Source organism: Wolbachia endosymbiont of Encarsia formosa, assembly GCF_039540065.1.
GTDB lineage: Bacteria > Pseudomonadota > Alphaproteobacteria > Rickettsiales > Anaplasmataceae > Wolbachia.
The window spans coordinates 1,223,371-1,240,520 of record NZ_CP154278.1; the positions used below are offsets into that span (position 1 = coordinate 1,223,371).

Genomic DNA, 17,150 nt, shown 5'->3' on the forward strand with positions numbered 1-17,150 from the left:
TACCTTTTATATTGAATAGAAATTTACTAATCTTAGTTGTGCCCATAATATTACCTCACAATATTAATGTTATATAATATAAAGTATAAAAGCTTAATGCTTAATTTTTACTTACTATTAATATAATTGAAGATTAGCTTTGTTCCTATATTAAAACTTTAACTCCCAATTTATTATTAGTAATATCATTATATGAATCTTATACCTGAATTTGGGAATATATTGTTATTGGTAGCCTGTTTGTTATCTTTAACGTATTTGTTTATACCGTTTAGTTCTTACCGATTCGTCTCCTCTGCCATATTTTTTTGTGTGTCAGCATCAATGGCTATTTTGATCTACTGCCACATTAAAAATTATTTCTCACTTGAAAACGTATATTACCACTCACACACAACAAAACCTTTGATCTATAAGATTTGTGGTGTTTGGGGAAATAAAGAAGGGTCTATGTTGCTTTGGACCTTAGTGCTTGTCATGTATTTATTACTAATGGATATTTATATACCTTCTGTCATCCCAGTTCCCAGACACTGGGATCCAGACAATTTAATTGCAAATGAGTACATCAAATTGCAGTGTAATAAAAACTGGATTCCAGACTCATGCGTCAATGTTAAACAAAGTACCATAGAATTCAAGAAGACAATTTCCAGAAAATCATTACATCCAAAAAAGGGCGAAATGCTACCTAAATGAGCTAAAGGTAAGCTAAATTTTTTAAGATGCAAGATGTTTTTGAAATAATAAGATAATGAAGTTATGGGGTGAGTGGCTGTAATATTTAAACTACCATAATTAAATCAACCTATGGAAGGGTCAAAACTTACTGGCATGTAAAACATATATAAATTAATAAATAAAGATAGTTGGATTTATTGATCGACGTTATGCCGCATAAAGTTGAGTTCATAAGCAAGAATAGACTTTTTACGTTCTATTCCCCAGCGGTATTTATTAATTTCTCCAGATTTACGAATAACACGATGGCAAGGTATCAAGTAGGAAATTGGGTTATTGGCAATTGCATTTGCAGTAGCGCGTACAGCTTTTGGTTTATCAATGATATGTGCAATATTTTCATAGGCCGTTGTTGTACCTTTAGGAATTGAGAGCAATGCTTGCCAAACTTTAATTTGAAAATCTGTTCCCTTAACAAGCAAAGAAAATGACCTCTCAGGTATTTGTATGTCAAAAATATTATGTACAATTTTCTCTGTTGTTAGCCTATCTTCTTTTAGGCAGGCTTGTGACCATTCTTTTTCAAGTATCCCAATAGCTGAAGTTTCAAAATCACAAAAAGAAATGTTACAGATGCTTTGTGCAGTAACTCCAATAAGCGCTTTTCCAAAAGTGGTGGAGTGGTACCCATATAAAATATCGATAGACTCTTTATTTTTTCTAGGCGTTGTAATCTGATATTTAGCCATATTCAAGAGATTATTATTTTTCACACTTTCTGAAAACAAACTGTGCATAAAACCAACTGAGTCCAAGGCCAAAGAAAGAGAATACACGCAACAGTCCAGTAAGCTCTGATGCGTCATAGAGAAATACTTTTCCACTGTTAGAATCATAACCACGAGCGATGCAATACGAATAGACTGATTTTGTTGTAGCGCACCAAAAAGCAGTAGAATGATACCAAAAATTAGCCATATTATAGAGTAAGCATAAATTTCAAAATTACTTATTTCATATTTATTTGGATACTCTCCATGAAACATTTGCCACACATTTAGCGATACTAATACAAAAGAAAGCAGTAACATGAAGATATAGCTGTATCTTTTCCACTCTACCTTTTTTATGTGAGATATGATTTTTGAAGTCCACACAATCGGTAATCCATAAGTGAGCAATAAAGCATTGAATATAAGAAACTTACCTACAGCTTGCGATGACCACAATGGGTTGTAGATAATAAGGTCAAAGTAACAAATGCGGAACATTGCAATAACAGAAAGAACTATACCGCTTAAAGATACAGCTTGCCTTGTAAAATGCCTTCCAACCCATAAACATGCTAATCCATATAGAAATAAGACGTTTGTAATAATACCACGTTCAAAAAAAACAGCTTTAACAAATAGGACATTTTCATTGACATGAAAAATATGACGAATGAGATAGTATCTGTGTGATTCATAGAGGTTATTACAGCAAAAATGTAAGATAAAATAAAAACTTTGACTTGTGATAGTTTAAATACCTTATTACAATAATATGAATAAATTCATCAACAAGAGGCAATCAGTAAATGGATAACAAAGTTAAGTTGCGTCTGAATTGGATAGAATTATACAAAAAATTAGGTCATGCAGGCAAAGTATGTCAACACTATAACATTTCACGCTTTACCTTACGAAAATGGTACAAACATTATGAAAAGCTAGGTGAACAGGGATTGTCAAACCTTAGTAGCAGGCCTAAAACTTTACCCTTACAAAAAATCAACAAGTCAAATGAACAGCTCATTCTTCATCTGAGAAAAGCTAGAAAATTAGGAGCAAGACGTATTCAAGCTGAATTAAAGCGTTTACATGATATCTCTTTTGCATTGGCTACTATACACAAAGTTTTGAAGAAACACGATGTAAGTCTTTTACGTATTAAGCGCCACTATCGCAAGCAGATTAAGCGTTATAACTGCAAAGTGCCAGGAGAGCGTGTACAAATGGATGTTTGCAAAATATCTTCGGGGCTTTATCAATATACTGCTATAGATGATTGTACGCGTTATAAAGTTATCGCATTATACTCAAGGCTTACTTCAAAAAATACTCTGGATTTCCTAAAACAATTAAGGGAAAGGGCTCCATTTCATTGTAAAAGGATTCAGACCGATAGAGGACAAGAATTTTTTGCTTACGAAGTGCAAGAGTGTCTAAAAGAATGGAAAATAAAATTCCGTCCAATTAAGCCGTTTTTCCCACATTTAAATGGTAAAGTAGAAAGAGCGCAGCGTACAGATTTAGATGAATTTTATAGTAGCGTTAACATTAAGGATTATGAATTGCAAGTCAAGCTTAGGGATTGGGAAGAATATTATAATAAACAACGTCCTCATAGCTCTCTTCAGGGAAAGACTCCTTGGGAAAAATATAAAGAACTGGAAAAAACAATTCCTTGTCTAAGTGAAATACAAAAAAATTATATCTCATCAAAAGAAACATTTGTCATGCAAAATTACAAACATAACCAAGAGTTAAAGTCACTTCAAAAATATAAAACCTCTTAACAGGTATTTCAAGTTCAGACTTGATCTGACAAATTAGTTGCAATAACCTCTATGAATCACACAGTTAAAGAATATTAATTATTTATGCTGCATAATGTATCTATAGGTTAGACGTAATTTATGAATGAAACACAACAATCACAGAAAAATATTCAATATAAAATGTTAATGGCGGATGATAATTATAAAGCATTTAGAGAAGCTGCTGCTGAAGGTAATATTGAAACGTTGAAATTTCTATTGGACAGGGCGAAATTACTAGGTGTGTAGAATAAAATGTTGGCAGTTAATGATTATGAAGCATTTAGAGAAGCTGCCGGTAATGATAATGCTGAAGTATTAGAGCTTCTGCTGAATAGAGCAGAATTACCAGAAGAGCTACATGAAATGTTAGCAATGAAGAATTATGAAGCATTTAGAGAAGCTGCTGCTGAAAGTAATATTAAAGTATTGGAGTTTCTGTTGGACAGAGCAAAATTACTAGATGTACAGCATAAAATGTTGGCAGCTAATAATTATGAAGCATTTAGGGCTGCTGCTGACAATGGTAATATTAAAACGTTGAAGTTTCTATTGGACAAAGCGAAATTACTTGATGTACAGAGTAAAATATTGGCAGCTAATAATTATGAAGCATTTAGAGTAGCTGCCGGTAATGGTAATATTGAAGTGTTGGAGCTGCTGCTGGATAGAGCAAAATTACCAAAAGAACAACACGCAATGTTGGCGGCTAATAATTATGAAGCATTTAGAGAAACTGCTGCTGAAAGTAATATTAAAGCATTGGAGTTTTTACTGGATAGAGCAGGATCACCAGAAGAACGACATGCAATGTTGGTGGCTAATAATTGTCAGGCGTTCAGAATAGCTACCAGTGAAGGGAATATTGAAGTGTTGGAGCTGCTATTAAATAAAGCAGGATCACCAGAAGAATGACATGCAATGTTGGCGGCTAATAATTATGAAGCATTTAGGGTAAATGCTGTTCACGTTGATATTAAAGTGTTGGAATTTTTATTGGATAGAGCAGGACCACCAGAAGAACGACATGCAATGTTGGAGGCTAATAATTATGAAGCATTTAGAGAAGCTGCCGCTGAAGTTGATATTGAAGTATTGGAGTTTCTATTGGATAGAGCAGGATCGCCAGAAGAACAATATGCAATGTTAGCAGCTTACAATCATAAAATGATTTACCATATAACTGGGAGCCATGCATCTTCTTCTGAGGAATTCAAGAAGATATGTCTTGAAACTGTGATAAGTTATAGTAGTAAGGAAATGCTTGATAAAGTGGAATCAAACCTTATTTCTTATAGTACCTGTCAAGAAACAGATGAATCTTATCAAGTAAAGAAGCGAAAATTTGAGGCAACAGAAGATTTATCAAAATCACAGCCAGGACCTTCTGGATATGAACCACCATCAAAGCATCCTCGGAGAAAAATTTCATGTGTAAATATTGAATCAGGAAATGGAAAAAGAGACAAAGCAACGAAATGCTGAGAAATGTTCAGAAAAGTATGTTAAGCCAAGAAATAAAATAATGAATTCATACAAACAAAAGTTCGCACGAATCAAGCGGTAGAACATACGATCTCAAAATAAAATCTTCTTACAATAGCTGGTTTTGGTTGCGGAAGTGATTGTGTTGTCTAAGTTATTAGTAATATATACTATTAAGTTAGTATTAATTCGTTGAGAACTTTCATTAAAGATTATCAAAAAAAACTTCTAAATAGGGATTGACAAGTTTTAGAGATGGAGTATTTTGTGAAAAGTATATTGAGCTATTAGTTTTTTATGTATAATAAATATGATAGTGAAGATATTTTTCTTTATATTACTAGGTAGCTGTTTTATTTAGAAAAGGGTATTTTTTCTTATTTGAGATTGAATACCTTGTTTTTGCCTAATTAAATTAGATGGTTTTATATGGAGGGTTAAATCATTTCTAGTGATGATAATGAATTATTTGCTGCTGTACGTAGTGGAGATGCTAATCTAGTTGCAGATCTTCTCAATAAGGGTGCTAATGTTAATGCTAAGAACAATAATGGCAATACTCCTTTGCATTGGGCTGTTAAAAGCAGTCATTTAGAAGTAGCTAAATTTCTTATAAGTAAACATGCTGACGTTAACGCTAAAGATAAAGATGGTTGGACATCTTTGCACTTTTCAGCTGCTTATGGCAATTTAAATATATTTAAGTTCATTCTTGATGAAGAGAATGATGTTGATGCTAGAGGAGCTTTAACCGTAGCAAATACGCTTAGTAAAGAAAACAGCTCAGAAATACTAAACCTTCTAGAGGAAAGAATAAGGAAAAATGAAGAAACTACACAACATTTTATAAGACATAGGCGTCATCGATACTCACAAGAGGAAGGCAGTTCTCTATCAATAGGTGTACATAATCGCCGTAGTATTGTAAAAGAAGATGAAAATTCATTGCAAAATGATAAAATAGGACTTACAAGCGGAGCAAGCAAGCCATCTTAATGGATCAATATTTTTGCTTACACTACAGTAGATACTGTTAAAGGTGTTTTTCAGTTTATTTCTTCTCCTTTTAAGGCAGCTATAGGTATGCAACCTTCTAAAGCTATTACAGTTCAAGGTATTAATACGGATGGTATACTTCTTTTATTAGGTGTATTTATAAGCAAAATCACAGGTCAGAAATACATTTCCACAGTAGATCAATCTGTGTCACCATTGGAAGCACAGGGCTATGCATTAAATATTATAGAGGAATTTGAGAAAGTAGTAGAGCAAGCTGGATTAAAAAGTGGCATATCAATGCACCGGTTAAATATTGATTATGTAGAAATGAAGAAAGAGGTTGCTGCAAAAATCATAAGTGGTAAATTTGATGAGATTCCGAAGGTTTCAAACTCATATGTAGAGCAAGCATGCCACGATAGAGAAACAGGTAAGTTAATTCCAAAGAAGTTTAACAAATTTATGATTGTATTTAATAAAGGACTAGATTTAATAGTAAATCAATCAATAGAGCAGATATTACACAATAGAGATAGTACATTAGAAGTTGAAGAACAGCAAATAAACTTAGAGCCTCAAAGTTATTTAAGTAATACTTCTGTTCAAGGCCATTTAACTCAGGATAGAGGTTTAATAAATCAAGGTAAGTCTTAATCCTTAGCTTTTTGATTTCATCTAGTAAAAGGTTGGTAATTTGATCTTATAACATCAATGGGCACACCAGCCTTTATTTTGTATGCATTCAAGCAATGTGTGACTATTACGCCACCTAAAAAAATAATCATACACTGTCTTCCATAGAGGAAAATCTTTTGCTCTACTGGCAAATACCTTTCATTATGTATTGTATAACATTAATAATTGCTTATTTTGTGCTTTCTTGGCCACATCTTGTGCAACTCTTGGCTCAAGAAATTTCCATTCTTTGTCACTTACATCACCTGGATATATTTTTTACTGATCCTATCATATTATCTTCCTGATTTCCTTTCAAGATATGTTCTAAAAAGTAGAATCCGTTCAGCAGGGTGACAAAATAAGGTAGAAAAGACAGCCATAGAAATAAATGTTGTCATTCCAATATGATGCTTTCTCTGTCATCCCAGCACTTGAAACTGGAATGACAACATTTTTGCTTCGATATTTACACATTAGCCATGCATCTGAACGGATACAAAAGTAGAATTTAGAATTCTATCTAAAAGGATACCGAAAAAGAGCAAGAGTCCTATCTGGGAATTATTTTTAAATATGGACATGCATTGATTAGAATCGTCTGGATTGAAATTTTTGTGTTGGTGGTAAAATATGAATCCTATAGCAAGTAAAGCAATATAAAAGATGTTATTTAATGATGATAGTATACCAGCATACAACCATGCCATTAAGGATATTAAGTAAAATCTTTTCAACCAAGATTTTGTTGTATTGCCAAAATATAATGCAGTAGATTTCATTCCTAATTTTTCATCATCTTTTTTATCTTGATGAGCGTATATAGTATCATAACTAAGCGTCCAAAAGACGCATCCTATATAAAATAGCAAGGATTCTATGCTAATCTGGTCTGTTATTGCTGCTGAACCCATGAGTGATCCCATGTTGAAAGTAAACCCTAAAAACAATTGTGGCCACCAAACGTAACGCTTTAGCAAGGGGTAGATAACTATCATGCACATTGAAATTATTCCAAGTATAAGAGTAGTTTTATTGGTTAGTAATAAGATTACCAGGGCAATAGACAGTAACAGTGAAAGTAAAGCCAAAGCCTGCTTTATGTTTAATACACCACTTGCAAGTGGCCTATATTTTGTTCGTTCAACATGTGCATCTATTTCTCTATCGAAGATATCATTGATTATGCACCCTGCGGGTCTCATTAAAAATGCACCTATAGTAAACAAAACAAGAAGAAAAAGAGCTTGATACGATAGAGAAGTTGAGGATAAAAGAATGCCGCTTAAGCTAGAAAATAGCACAAGCCATAAACCTGTTAAACTGTGTATTCTCATTAATGAGAAATAATGGTTGAAATACATTAATTAAGTGTGATTATGTAATATTTTGCTTACATTTACAAAATTATCGAATGCTAAATCAGTCTTAAAAACTAACTCAGGTATAAATCGCAAATCAACATAACACAATATAGATTTACGTATTGACCATGCAGATTGGTTCATTTCATTAACAACAGTGCTGATATCATCATTATCATTTTGGATGTTTAATGAAGATAACACAATATATACATCTGCTTTCTTCAAATCTTTGCTTAGCTTTACATCAGATACTACTACTTTTTCATTAAGAACATTACCTTCCATTAAGACTTTTGATATTGCCCTATGTAATACCGATGCTACTTTTAGGTTTCTAATTTCCTTTTTCATATTCAACTACTATAACGTCCTTTCTTCTTGCACTAATTGATAAGCTTTCAAAATATCTCCAACTTTAATATCGATATTACCCTCTAGCGATATTCCGCATTCAAAGTTTACACCTACTTCTTTAACGTCATCTTTAAATCTACGTAGTGCTTTTAACTTTCCTTCATGCACCAATTTGCTGCCACGTACTACCTTAATTAGAGAATCTTTTTTTATAACTCCATCAGTGACATAACATCCGATGATATTACCGGCTTTGGATGAATTAAATATTTGCCTTACAGATGCAGAACCAACACGAACCTCTCGTGTAACAGGCTTTAACATTTTAGTTAGATACATCCTCATGTCTTCAATAAGCTCATATATTATATTGTAAGTATGTATTTCTATACCTTTTTGTTTTGCTAATTCTCTTATTTTTGAATCCACTTTTACATTAAAAGCTAAAATTACTGCGCTTGATGCTTCTGCAAGAAGCACATCTGAATCTGTTACTCCTCCTACTGCTTTGTGTAGAATATTTAATTTCACTTGGTCTTTACCAAGCTTATCAATTGAACTTGATATTGCTTCAATAGAACCAGTGACATCGCACTTTAAAACTACAGATAGTTCTTCTGTTTCACTATCATTACGACTTAATATATCTAAATTACTGTCGTCTAAATCTTCTTGCTTTTTCTTGATTAATTCTAACCTGTATTCAACAATTTCACGAGCCTGCCTTTCAGAGTTTACAACAACAAATTTATCTCCAGCATTTGGTACACCATTTAAACCAGTAACTTCAACTGTAGTAGAAGGTAGTGCCGCTTTTTCTCTTTGACCAAGGTGATTAACCATAATGCGTACTTTGCTGTATGTTGTACCAACTACCAATATGTCACCAATCTTTAATGTCCCTTCTTCAACTATTAATGTAGCTGATATTCCTTTAGCTTTATCTATTTTGGACTCTATTACCCATCCAAGTGCTCGACAATCCTCTATTCCTTCTAGCGTCATTAATTCAGCAATTAATAAAATTGCCTCTTCTAGTTTATCTAAGTTGATTTTCTTTTTTGCTGATATTGGCACAATTATAACATCACCACCAAGTTCTTCGGGGATGAGGTCATACTGAGGCAAACTATTAATTATTCTTTCTACATCGCCAGGTTGTGATTTATCAATTTTATTAATGGCAACTATAATAGAGACATTTGCTGCTTTTGCATGGTTTATTGCTTCAACTGTTTGTTTCATGATTCCATCATCAGCTGCAACTACTATCACAACTATATTAGTAATATTGGCACCACGTGCACGCATTGCAGTAAACGCCTCATGCCCTGGTGTATCAATGAAAGTAATTTTTTGCTTATTTTTTGTCGTTAATTGATAAGCACCTATATGTTGAGTGATTCCACCTGACTCTCTTTCTGCAACATTAGATTCACGAAATGCATCGAGCAATGATGTTTTACCATGATCCACATGTCCCATAAAAGTAACGATAGGTGGTTTTGGTCTTTTAGGTAAGTTTTCTCTGTTGCTTATGAAGAGTAAATTCTTTTCTTTATCAGCATCACTTACTCGTTTAGCCGTATGATTAAATTTTTTTGCTATTTCGCATGCTATATCTGGATCTACTAGATCATCTACTCTATAGCTCTCCCCAACTTCTTCTTTGAGCATTTTTATCACACTCTTGCTATCTTCTGCCATACGAATAGATAACTCCCTGATAGTTATTTTGTCTGGTATAATAACTTCTCTTGATATATTTTTACCCTTAGTAAACTTTAATTGTTTACTTCTTATACCAAATTTTTGCTTAAATACAGGGAGGTGTTCATTTCTTTCATCTATTGCCTGTGTAATTACTAGCTTAGAATGCTTAGAGTATATATCTTTGCTAGCTTTAAAAGACTTTTTATTATTGTTCTCATATTCAATACTATCTTCTTTTTGTTCAACTGAGTTAGTATTACTTAAAACTTCCTTATTTATTTCTTTAGGTACAGAGTGTGATTCATTTTTATCTTCAGCTTCTTGATTGCTTTCTTCTTTTTTTATTTTCTCTTCTTGTTCTCTCTGATTCCTTTCTTTCAGCAAAGTAGCATTCTGTACAGCATTAATGCGGGAAATTTGTTCTTTTTTAGTTAAAGAGCCTGATTTACTCTCGTCAAATAAACTATATTCTTCTGCAGAATGAATTTTTCTTCTTTTTTTTACTATTGTAGTACCAGTACTTTGACTATCTAAAGAGTTTAAATTAATGTCTAATTTAAGCTTGCTTAAGCCTTGTAGGGTTAATTTTTTATTACTGATATCTTCATTATTCATATTGTTTTTATATTAATCCAAGCTTTTTACGTGCTTCTATGATTATTAAATCTGCTGTATCTTTTAGATTATTTTTATTATTAGTTGAGGAAGAGAGTATGCTATAAAACTCATAATTTGATAAATCTGCTATGTCCTCTAAAGTTTTAATATTATGTTTACTAAGAGTAATTTTATTATCTATTGATAAGGCTAAGTTGATTACATCGTCTTCCATACCTAAATTTTTTAGCTCTTCTATTTTTCTATCATTCTCTGCTCTCAGGTAATTGTTTGCTCTATTATGAAGTTCATTTGCAATATCTTCATTGAAGCCCTCTATTGAAGCAAGTTCCTTAATTGAAGTGTTAGATATATCTTCTACACTTGAAAAACCTTCTGTTACCAATAATTGGCCCATAATCTCTTCTAAATTTAAAGCTTCAGCAAATAAAACTGAACATTGACTAAATTCTTTATTTCTTCTTTCTGATTCTTGTTGAGTGCTTAATATCTCAATTTTCCATCCAACAAGCTCTGAAGCTAATCTTACATTCTGACCCTTTTTTCCTATAGCTAAACTCAATTGATCTTCAGCAACTATTAACTCTATACAATTTTCATTTTCGTCAATAATGACCTTTGATACTTCTGCAGGAGTAATGGCTTTAATAACAAATTGACCCAAATCTGATGAGTAATGTATGACGTCGATTTTTTCACCGTTTAATTCGTGTATAATAGTTTTTATTCTATCTCCTTTAACTCCAACGCAAGCACCTACTGGATCGATATTCTTATCAGATGAAAAAACAGCAACTTTAGATCTTGAACCAGCGTCTCTAGCTATACCCTTAATTGTTATCAATCCGTCAGCAACTTCTGGTACTTCTTGATTCAACAATGCCTCTAAAAAGCCTTCATGAGCCCTAGAAAGAATGATTTGACGTCCATCGTCAGAGCGCTTAACAGCCTGTATGTAAGCTTTAACCTTATCGCCTTCACGAAATGACTCACCACCAATTAAGTTTCGTAAAGGGAGGTATGCTCCAATTCCGTTTATATCTATAATAAGATCTGAATATTCTACTTGTTTAACGATGCCATACCTCATTTCTCCTACCTTATCTTTAAATTCTTCATATTGCTTTTTTAACTCTTCATCTTTGATTATTTCAGAAATCTTTTGCTGGGCAATTCTTGCTGAAACAAGATCAGTGTTAAGAGAAATCAACTCACTAATAGTATCTCCAACTTTTGCATCTTCTTTTATTAACTTAGCTTGTGTCAACTTAATTAAGTCACACTCATTTTCATTTGATTCATCATTAATGACTTTTAGTTGTCTATATGAGGTAACTTTGCCTGTATTTCTATCGATATTAACTACAATTTTACTTTTGCTACCATACTTTTGTTGAGCCACTGCTTCGATAGCACTTTTAAGTGCATTTATTATAATATTAAAATCTAAACCTTTTTGAAGTGAGAGCTCTCCCGCTGTTTTTATTACATCAAGGCTTCCAACTATGTTATTCTTGTTGCTTTTCTTCTTAACACTGCTTTTACGATTAGCAATCATATAAATAAATCCAATTTAATTAGTTATAATTATAGCTTCAACAGGTAAAGAACGCTATCTTAAATGTTAAATAGTTGCTAATTTAAGTCAAGCTTTTTCATATTTTTGTATGGCGAGCAGCGCAGGAGTAAAGAATAAGGTTAAAATTGTTGCAGCCAATACTCCACTTGCTATGGTTGCTGAAATATCAACCCACCACTGTCTTGATGGAGCATCATATTTGATTTGCAACGTAAAAAAATTAATATTTAATCTGGTAATCATTGGTATTAAACCAAGAACTGTAGTTGCAACGGTAAGTAGTATTGGCCTGATGCGAGAAATTGAAGCGTTTATTATACATTGCTTAATGTTATTTTTACGCATCTTAATTTGCTGATGAAAGGCATCAAGCAATAGTATATTATTATTCACTATAATTCCTGCTAAAGCAATTATCCCCACTCCACACATGACAACTACAAAAACTTTCTGAATAAGAAAGAAAATGAAAAATACACATGTTGTTGATAAAAACACTGCTGTCATTACGATAAATGTATAGTATATGTTGTTAAATTGTGCCACTAGCACCAATATCATCAATGTAATTGCTAATATAAAAGCCTTTAATAAAAATGCTCCTGATTTTTGTTGATCTTCCTTGTCACCTTTGAAATCAATCTTTACTCCTTTATCCCAGCCTTGAGTAATCGAATTTTGAATGAACTTAACTCTTTCATCAACAAGATAGCCAGTATCAAAGTCATCAGAGATTGTTACCGTCCGTGATCCATCAATTCTACTTAGTTTATTTGCCTTTTTTTGGGGAACGTATTTTACCATGCTACTCATAGAAGATGTTCCATTTGCTGTATTAATAAAAAGGTTATCTATAGTTTTCATGCTGCGATTCTTTCTAGGAAAGCGTAGTACAATATCAATTTCTTCATCTGTATTGTTTGGTCTATATTTTCCAATTAATACTCCGTTTGTAGCCATCTTTATAAAATCGCCAATGGTTGCAACACTTATTCCAGAGCTTGTGGCCTTACTCTTATCAACATTCATGTTCCACTCTATTTCAGGTGCTGATATACTGTCTTGAATATTTATAAACCCAGATGAAGGTTGGTTCATAATTTTTAGAATTTTCTCTACTACTGAATTCAAGTTGGATGCACTTCCGCTTAAGTTAATTTGTATTGGCTTGTCAGTTGATGGTCCTGACTTTTGTTCCTGTACATCAATTATTACTCCTTTCATGTTTTGTACACTGCTCCTTATATCGTTTAATATGTGCTTAGCTTTGCGCCTGCAGCGCCAATCTACAAGTTCTAATTGAATTTTGGCAATGACATTATCTTAAAATGCTCCTGATCTAGCATAAAAAACATGAATTTCTTTTTCAACACCCAAAATGCGTTCTTCTACTTTCTTAAGTATCAAATCTCGTTCTTTGGCTGATAAGCTTTCTTTTACTTTAACGCTGATTAAAATGTTATCTGAATCTACATTCGGAAAGAACTTTAATCCAGGACCAAAAGTAAAATATAATATACTAGACAAAAATAAAACAAACACAACAACACATACAAATTTTTTGGGGTGATCTAAGACTTTCTCTAACATACGTACATAAGTTCTTATTATAAGCCCAGTATTTTTTATCTCACCACTTTCTATAGCACTCATTCTTATTATTTCTTTTTTTGAAGTTATGGAAGGTTTACCAAATATTGCACCAAGTGTTGGTATAAAAACCAAAGCCATAATTAGCGATCCAGTTAAAGTTAGAATTATTGTAATTGGTATGTATTGCATAAATTTACCGACTGTATCGGGCCAGAGTAACAGAGGGAAAAACACTGCTAATTTAGTCAATGTTGATGATAAAACTGGATAGAACATATCATGAACTGAGGTGCAAAAGGCTTCTACTTTATCCATGCCACAAATCATCTTTCTATCAGCATATTAGCTGATTACAATTGCATCATCAACCAGCATCCCAACTGCCATAATTAGACTGAAGAGCACAACTATATTTAGAGTAATATCCATTAGGTAAAGAGCCATTATTCCTATGAGAAAGGAGCCAGGTATTGATAGTGCAACAAGAATAGCAGCCCTTGTTCCCATAAAGAGCATTATTATGGTTAGTATTAGTAATACGGCAAATATTATACCATTTTCCAAGTCTTCAAGCACATCACGTACATTTTTTGACTGGTCATTCAAATAAACTACTTTTAAATTTTCAGGTAATTGATCTTTTGCTTTGTCCATTAAGTATTTTACTTGATTTACCGTGTCTATTATGTTTTTTCCATTACGTTTTGAAATTTCTAGTACAATGCTAGGTAGTCCATTAATACGAGCAAATCCTTGGTGATCTTCAAACTCAAGGTATACTTTTGCTATATCTTTGATTCTCAAAACTGCATCACTTTGAGATCTAATAGGAATATTCATAATATCTTCTATGTCTTTTAATAACCCTGATATTTTAATCGAATATTTACCTGTATCGTTTTCTAGTGATCCTGCTCCTACCAATCTGTTGTTGTTTGATATAGCTTGAAATATCTCATTTGATTGAATGTTATATTTTGTTAGAACTGTGGGCTCAATTATAACTTCAACTGTTTCTTTACGTATACCTGACACTTCAACTTTAAGAACATTTGGCAGAGATTCTATTTCTTTCTTTAGTTTGAGTGCTATTTCAGTTAAAGCTCTTTCCGGCAAATTACCAATCAAGCAAACGTTTAGTATCGGAAATAAGCTCAAGTTTATTTCATTGATTATCGGAGATTCTGCTTCAATAGGTAATTTTGATTTTATGTTTAAAAGCTTTGAACGGACGTTATCAAGTACTTCTTTGTTATCATATTCTGTACCAAACTTAATTATCATGTGAGCACCGTCATTAGTTGCAAGTGCCTTTAGCTCTCTCACGCCCTCAATGGACCTTAGTTCATTTTCTATTGGAATAGCTAATAACTTTTCACTATCCTCGACAGAAATACCAGGAAACCCGACAAATACGCTAATTATAGGAATCTGTACATCAGGATTGCTTTCTCTTGGCATTTTTATATAAGTGTATGAGCCGAAGGTAAAAATCACGATAAGCAATAATATTACTGTTCTATTCCTCTCTATAATTAATCTTTTCATTCTGGACATTATACGTATTTACATCATATTATATCTAATATAAATTATATATTAATTAATCGTTATATAGCTTTATGTAAATGATTAAAATTTTTACAGTTTTGTAAGCATAAGAAAACTTCTATATAATATAACTTTAGTATGGTATTTGAGGGATTATTATGGTAGCAGTTCTAAGTGTGACAGAAGGCAAGAATAAAGTGATCGTATCTGGGTTGGTTGGTGTTTCATCAACTTTAGTATTTTTAACAGTGATTCACATTGCTGCAAAGATAGCCATTATAGTTACTGCTGTTGCAGTTACTTACGCATTACTTTCATTGCTTAATAAAGCAAGACCTAAGTCTGTTAAAACTGATGATATGTCAGAAGATGAAGGGTATAGCAGTGTTGATGAAGGTGAAGAAAAAGATACCGTAAAAGAACCAAAAAGAACTGAAACTGAGTTAGAAGAAGAAATAATAAGGAAAAGAGCACAAGAACGCATGGAGAAAGGATCACTTGGTGGGCCGATAAATGCGTTTGGCGAACCAATTCATGTGACTATAGATGCTGAAAATAGCAATCCTGTTGATTATACAAAAACTATGGTAGTGCCTGAGAAAATTATTCTTGGCATGCCAGATGATAAAACTCTTACACAAAATAGCTCTAGCTCTGTAAAGAATAAGATGAAATCTCTTCCTGAACACATGGATGTATTTGGTAATCCACTTCCTGAGCAGCCACCAAGCAACCTTCCCAATATAGGGCCTAAGTCTAAAAGTACGCAGAAACTATCTGCTGCAGACTTGCTATTACGGTATCGGAATGTAAATAATGATGTGAGGAAAGTGCTAGAATGGCCAATTACCTCAAAGGAGTTTAATGGGTTAGGGTTTAACAGGTAGTTGCTATATCAAACTCTCCATCTTATATTGAGGATCAGATGCAATGCCATACACTCTATTTGGCGGAGCAATTTTGTTCTCTATACCAAAAACTATACCTTCAATTATTGCTGTGAGTACTTTTTCAAGGTTACAATCTGCTCCAGGAACACGGTGCTCTAGGCGGCATCTTTTGGAATCGTTGCCAAAATAGGGGATTCTTATTGCAGCAGTTCTGTTATTCACTCCCCAACTAATCGTCGTTGGAGTATGAATATCTGGGTACTGAAATCTTAAATATGAATCATCATTTGGAGCAAAAAACAACATATGTTTTTTCATCATTGCACATAATCCACCTATGCTGTGAATCAGGTGGTCACTATATTTTTGCTTATTGCTATAAAATAAGTTATTATTATTTGAATCCATGAGGCTAACATGTACATTTAGTGCGCTGCCTGCTCTATCCAAATAAGGTTTTGCTTTAAAAGAAACATTACCATCGCACTCTTGTGCTGTTCCAATCAGTAATTGTTTTGCCAACTCAAAATGCATAATTAAATTATCAGAGCTCGTATAACAGTCACTTTTTATTTCATATTGGTTTAAAGAACTCTCTTTCTCACAAAAAAATCCAAGAGAAGCTATTTTATTTTTGATGCTATTCAGAAATAAATATTCTTTTTTTATTCCCTCAGTGTAAAACTCCATTTCAATACCGAATACAGTATTATGACTCAAATTACTTAATATAATCACAAATTTACTTCAATAAATTTATATTAAATCAGCTATATTTATACAAGTACTTTACTTATTTATCAGTAAATTTAATATCTTATTTATACATAATATATTACTATTTTTTCATAACATACTTCTAATCCTCGGTACAAGCGACATTTACAAATTGATTGTTTTTATTTCAAAAAAATGATCAATTTTAGTGCTTTTATACTCTTTACAACTCGTCAAAAAATCCTCATAATTTTAGTTATGTATTAAGTAGTGTTAGATTTTTATCTTACAGTAAGCTATTGATTATCTTGCATCTTTCTGATTATTGTTCTTTCTTGGTGTGGTAT

13 protein-coding genes and 2 pseudogenes are annotated in these 17,150 nt (G+C 32.6%); 8 read left to right on the forward strand and 7 right to left on the reverse strand.

Going from position 1 to position 17,150, the window contains the following annotated elements; translation table 11 throughout:
* Positions 1–192: 192 nt before the first annotated feature.
* A pseudogene (locus AAE962_RS06605) lies at positions 193–654 on the forward strand (WPE palindromic element domain-containing protein); the annotation flags it as partial.
* 221 nt (positions 655–875) lie between these two features.
* Here the strand turns inward: AAE962_RS06605 and AAE962_RS06610 are convergent.
* Complete coding sequence (locus AAE962_RS06610; RefSeq protein ID WP_343289596.1) at positions 876–2,201, reverse strand: DUF2339 domain-containing protein; 1,326 nt, start codon at positions 2,199–2,201, stop codon at positions 876–878.
* Positions 2,202–2,260: 59 nt separating this feature from the next.
* Between AAE962_RS06610 and AAE962_RS06615 the strand changes: the two genes are divergently transcribed.
* The 6 genes from AAE962_RS06615 (at position 2,261) to AAE962_RS06640 (ending at position 6,400) form a co-directional block, all read left to right on the forward strand.
* Positions 2,261–3,241 (forward strand): IS481 family transposase, encoded by a 981-nt coding sequence (locus AAE962_RS06615; RefSeq protein WP_343289043.1) that lies wholly within the window; start codon positions 2,261–2,263, stop codon positions 3,239–3,241.
* Between the two features lie 120 nt (positions 3,242–3,361).
* The gene (locus AAE962_RS06620) at positions 3,362–3,511 is read left to right on the forward strand and encodes a hypothetical protein (protein WP_343289044.1); all 150 of its coding nucleotides are present in this window, start codon (positions 3,362–3,364) and stop codon (positions 3,509–3,511) included.
* 6 nt (positions 3,512–3,517) lie between these two features.
* Positions 3,518–4,177, forward strand: a complete 660-nt coding sequence (locus AAE962_RS06625; protein WP_343289045.1) for an ankyrin repeat domain-containing protein — start codon at positions 3,518–3,520, stop codon at positions 4,175–4,177.
* Positions 4,178–4,183: 6 nt separating this feature from the next.
* Entirely contained in the window at positions 4,184–4,747 is a 564-nt protein-coding gene (locus tag AAE962_RS06630; RefSeq protein ID WP_343289046.1) for a hypothetical protein, read from the forward strand.
* Between the two features lie 444 nt (positions 4,748–5,191).
* Positions 5,192–5,743, forward strand: coding sequence for an ankyrin repeat domain-containing protein (locus AAE962_RS06635; protein ID WP_343289597.1), 552 nt, complete (start codon positions 5,192–5,194; stop codon positions 5,741–5,743).
* A gap of 87 nt (positions 5,744–5,830) precedes the next feature.
* Entirely contained in the window at positions 5,831–6,400 is a 570-nt protein-coding gene (locus AAE962_RS06640; protein WP_343289047.1) for a latrotoxin-related protein, read from the forward strand.
* A 497-nt stretch (positions 6,401–6,897) separates the two neighbouring features.
* On the opposite strand, the gene ubiA is transcribed toward AAE962_RS06640, so the two are convergent.
* From ubiA to AAE962_RS06665, 5 genes and pseudogenes are all read right to left on the reverse strand, one after another.
* Positions 6,898–7,785 (reverse strand): 4-hydroxybenzoate octaprenyltransferase, encoded by an 888-nt coding sequence (gene ubiA, locus AAE962_RS06645; RefSeq protein ID WP_343289048.1) that lies wholly within the window; start codon positions 7,783–7,785, stop codon positions 6,898–6,900.
* Between the two features lie 3 nt (positions 7,786–7,788).
* Positions 7,789–8,139 (reverse strand): ribosome-binding factor A, encoded by a 351-nt coding sequence (locus tag AAE962_RS06650; RefSeq protein WP_343289049.1) that lies wholly within the window; start codon positions 8,137–8,139, stop codon positions 7,789–7,791.
* 9 nt (positions 8,140–8,148) lie between these two features.
* Positions 8,149–10,470 (reverse strand): translation initiation factor IF-2, encoded by a 2,322-nt coding sequence (gene infB / locus AAE962_RS06655; RefSeq protein WP_343289050.1) that lies wholly within the window; start codon positions 10,468–10,470, stop codon positions 8,149–8,151.
* Positions 10,471–10,477: 7 nt separating this feature from the next.
* The gene (nusA, locus tag AAE962_RS06660; protein WP_343289051.1) at positions 10,478–12,031 is read right to left on the reverse strand and encodes a transcription termination factor NusA; all 1,554 of its coding nucleotides are present in this window, start codon (positions 12,029–12,031) and stop codon (positions 10,478–10,480) included.
* An 87-nt stretch (positions 12,032–12,118) separates the two neighbouring features.
* Positions 12,119–15,202: pseudogene (locus AAE962_RS06665) on the reverse strand (efflux RND transporter permease subunit).
* A 152-nt stretch (positions 15,203–15,354) separates the two neighbouring features.
* Here AAE962_RS06665 and AAE962_RS06670 point away from each other — a divergent pair.
* A complete protein-coding gene (locus AAE962_RS06670; RefSeq protein ID WP_343289052.1) occupies positions 15,355–16,083 on the forward strand; it encodes a hypothetical protein in 729 nt (242 codons plus the stop codon).
* A gap of 3 nt (positions 16,084–16,086) precedes the next feature.
* Here AAE962_RS06670 and AAE962_RS06675 read toward each other — a convergent pair whose 3' ends face one another.
* A complete protein-coding gene (locus AAE962_RS06675; RefSeq protein ID WP_343289053.1) occupies positions 16,087–16,824 on the reverse strand; it encodes a glutamine synthetase in 738 nt (245 codons plus the stop codon).
* Positions 16,825–17,150: the final 326 nt, after the last annotated feature.

Bases quoted from the DNA above. Each gene is read 5' to 3' on its own strand.
- AAE962_RS06615 (WP_343289043.1), top strand. From the start codon at position 2,261: ATGGATAACAAAGTTAAGTTGCGTCTGAATTGGATAGAATTATACAAA.
- AAE962_RS06620 (WP_343289044.1), top strand. From the start codon at position 3,362: ATGAATGAAACACAACAATCACAGAAAAATATTCAATATAAAATGTTA.
- AAE962_RS06625 (WP_343289045.1), top strand. From the start codon at position 3,518: ATGTTGGCAGTTAATGATTATGAAGCATTTAGAGAAGCTGCCGGTAAT.
- AAE962_RS06630 (WP_343289046.1), top strand. From the start codon at position 4,184: ATGTTGGCGGCTAATAATTATGAAGCATTTAGGGTAAATGCTGTTCAC.
- AAE962_RS06640 (WP_343289047.1), top strand. From the start codon at position 5,831: ATGCAACCTTCTAAAGCTATTACAGTTCAAGGTATTAATACGGATGGT.
- ubiA (WP_343289048.1), bottom strand. From the start codon at position 7,785: ATGTATTTCAACCATTATTTCTCATTAATGAGAATACACAGTTTAACA.
- AAE962_RS06650 (WP_343289049.1), bottom strand. From the start codon at position 8,139: ATGAAAAAGGAAATTAGAAACCTAAAAGTAGCATCGGTATTACATAGG.
- infB (WP_343289050.1), bottom strand. From the start codon at position 10,470: ATGAATAATGAAGATATCAGTAATAAAAAATTAACCCTACAAGGCTTA.
- nusA (WP_343289051.1), bottom strand. From the start codon at position 12,031: ATGATTGCTAATCGTAAAAGCAGTGTTAAGAAGAAAAGCAACAAGAAT.
- AAE962_RS06670 (WP_343289052.1), top strand. From the start codon at position 15,355: ATGGTAGCAGTTCTAAGTGTGACAGAAGGCAAGAATAAAGTGATCGTA.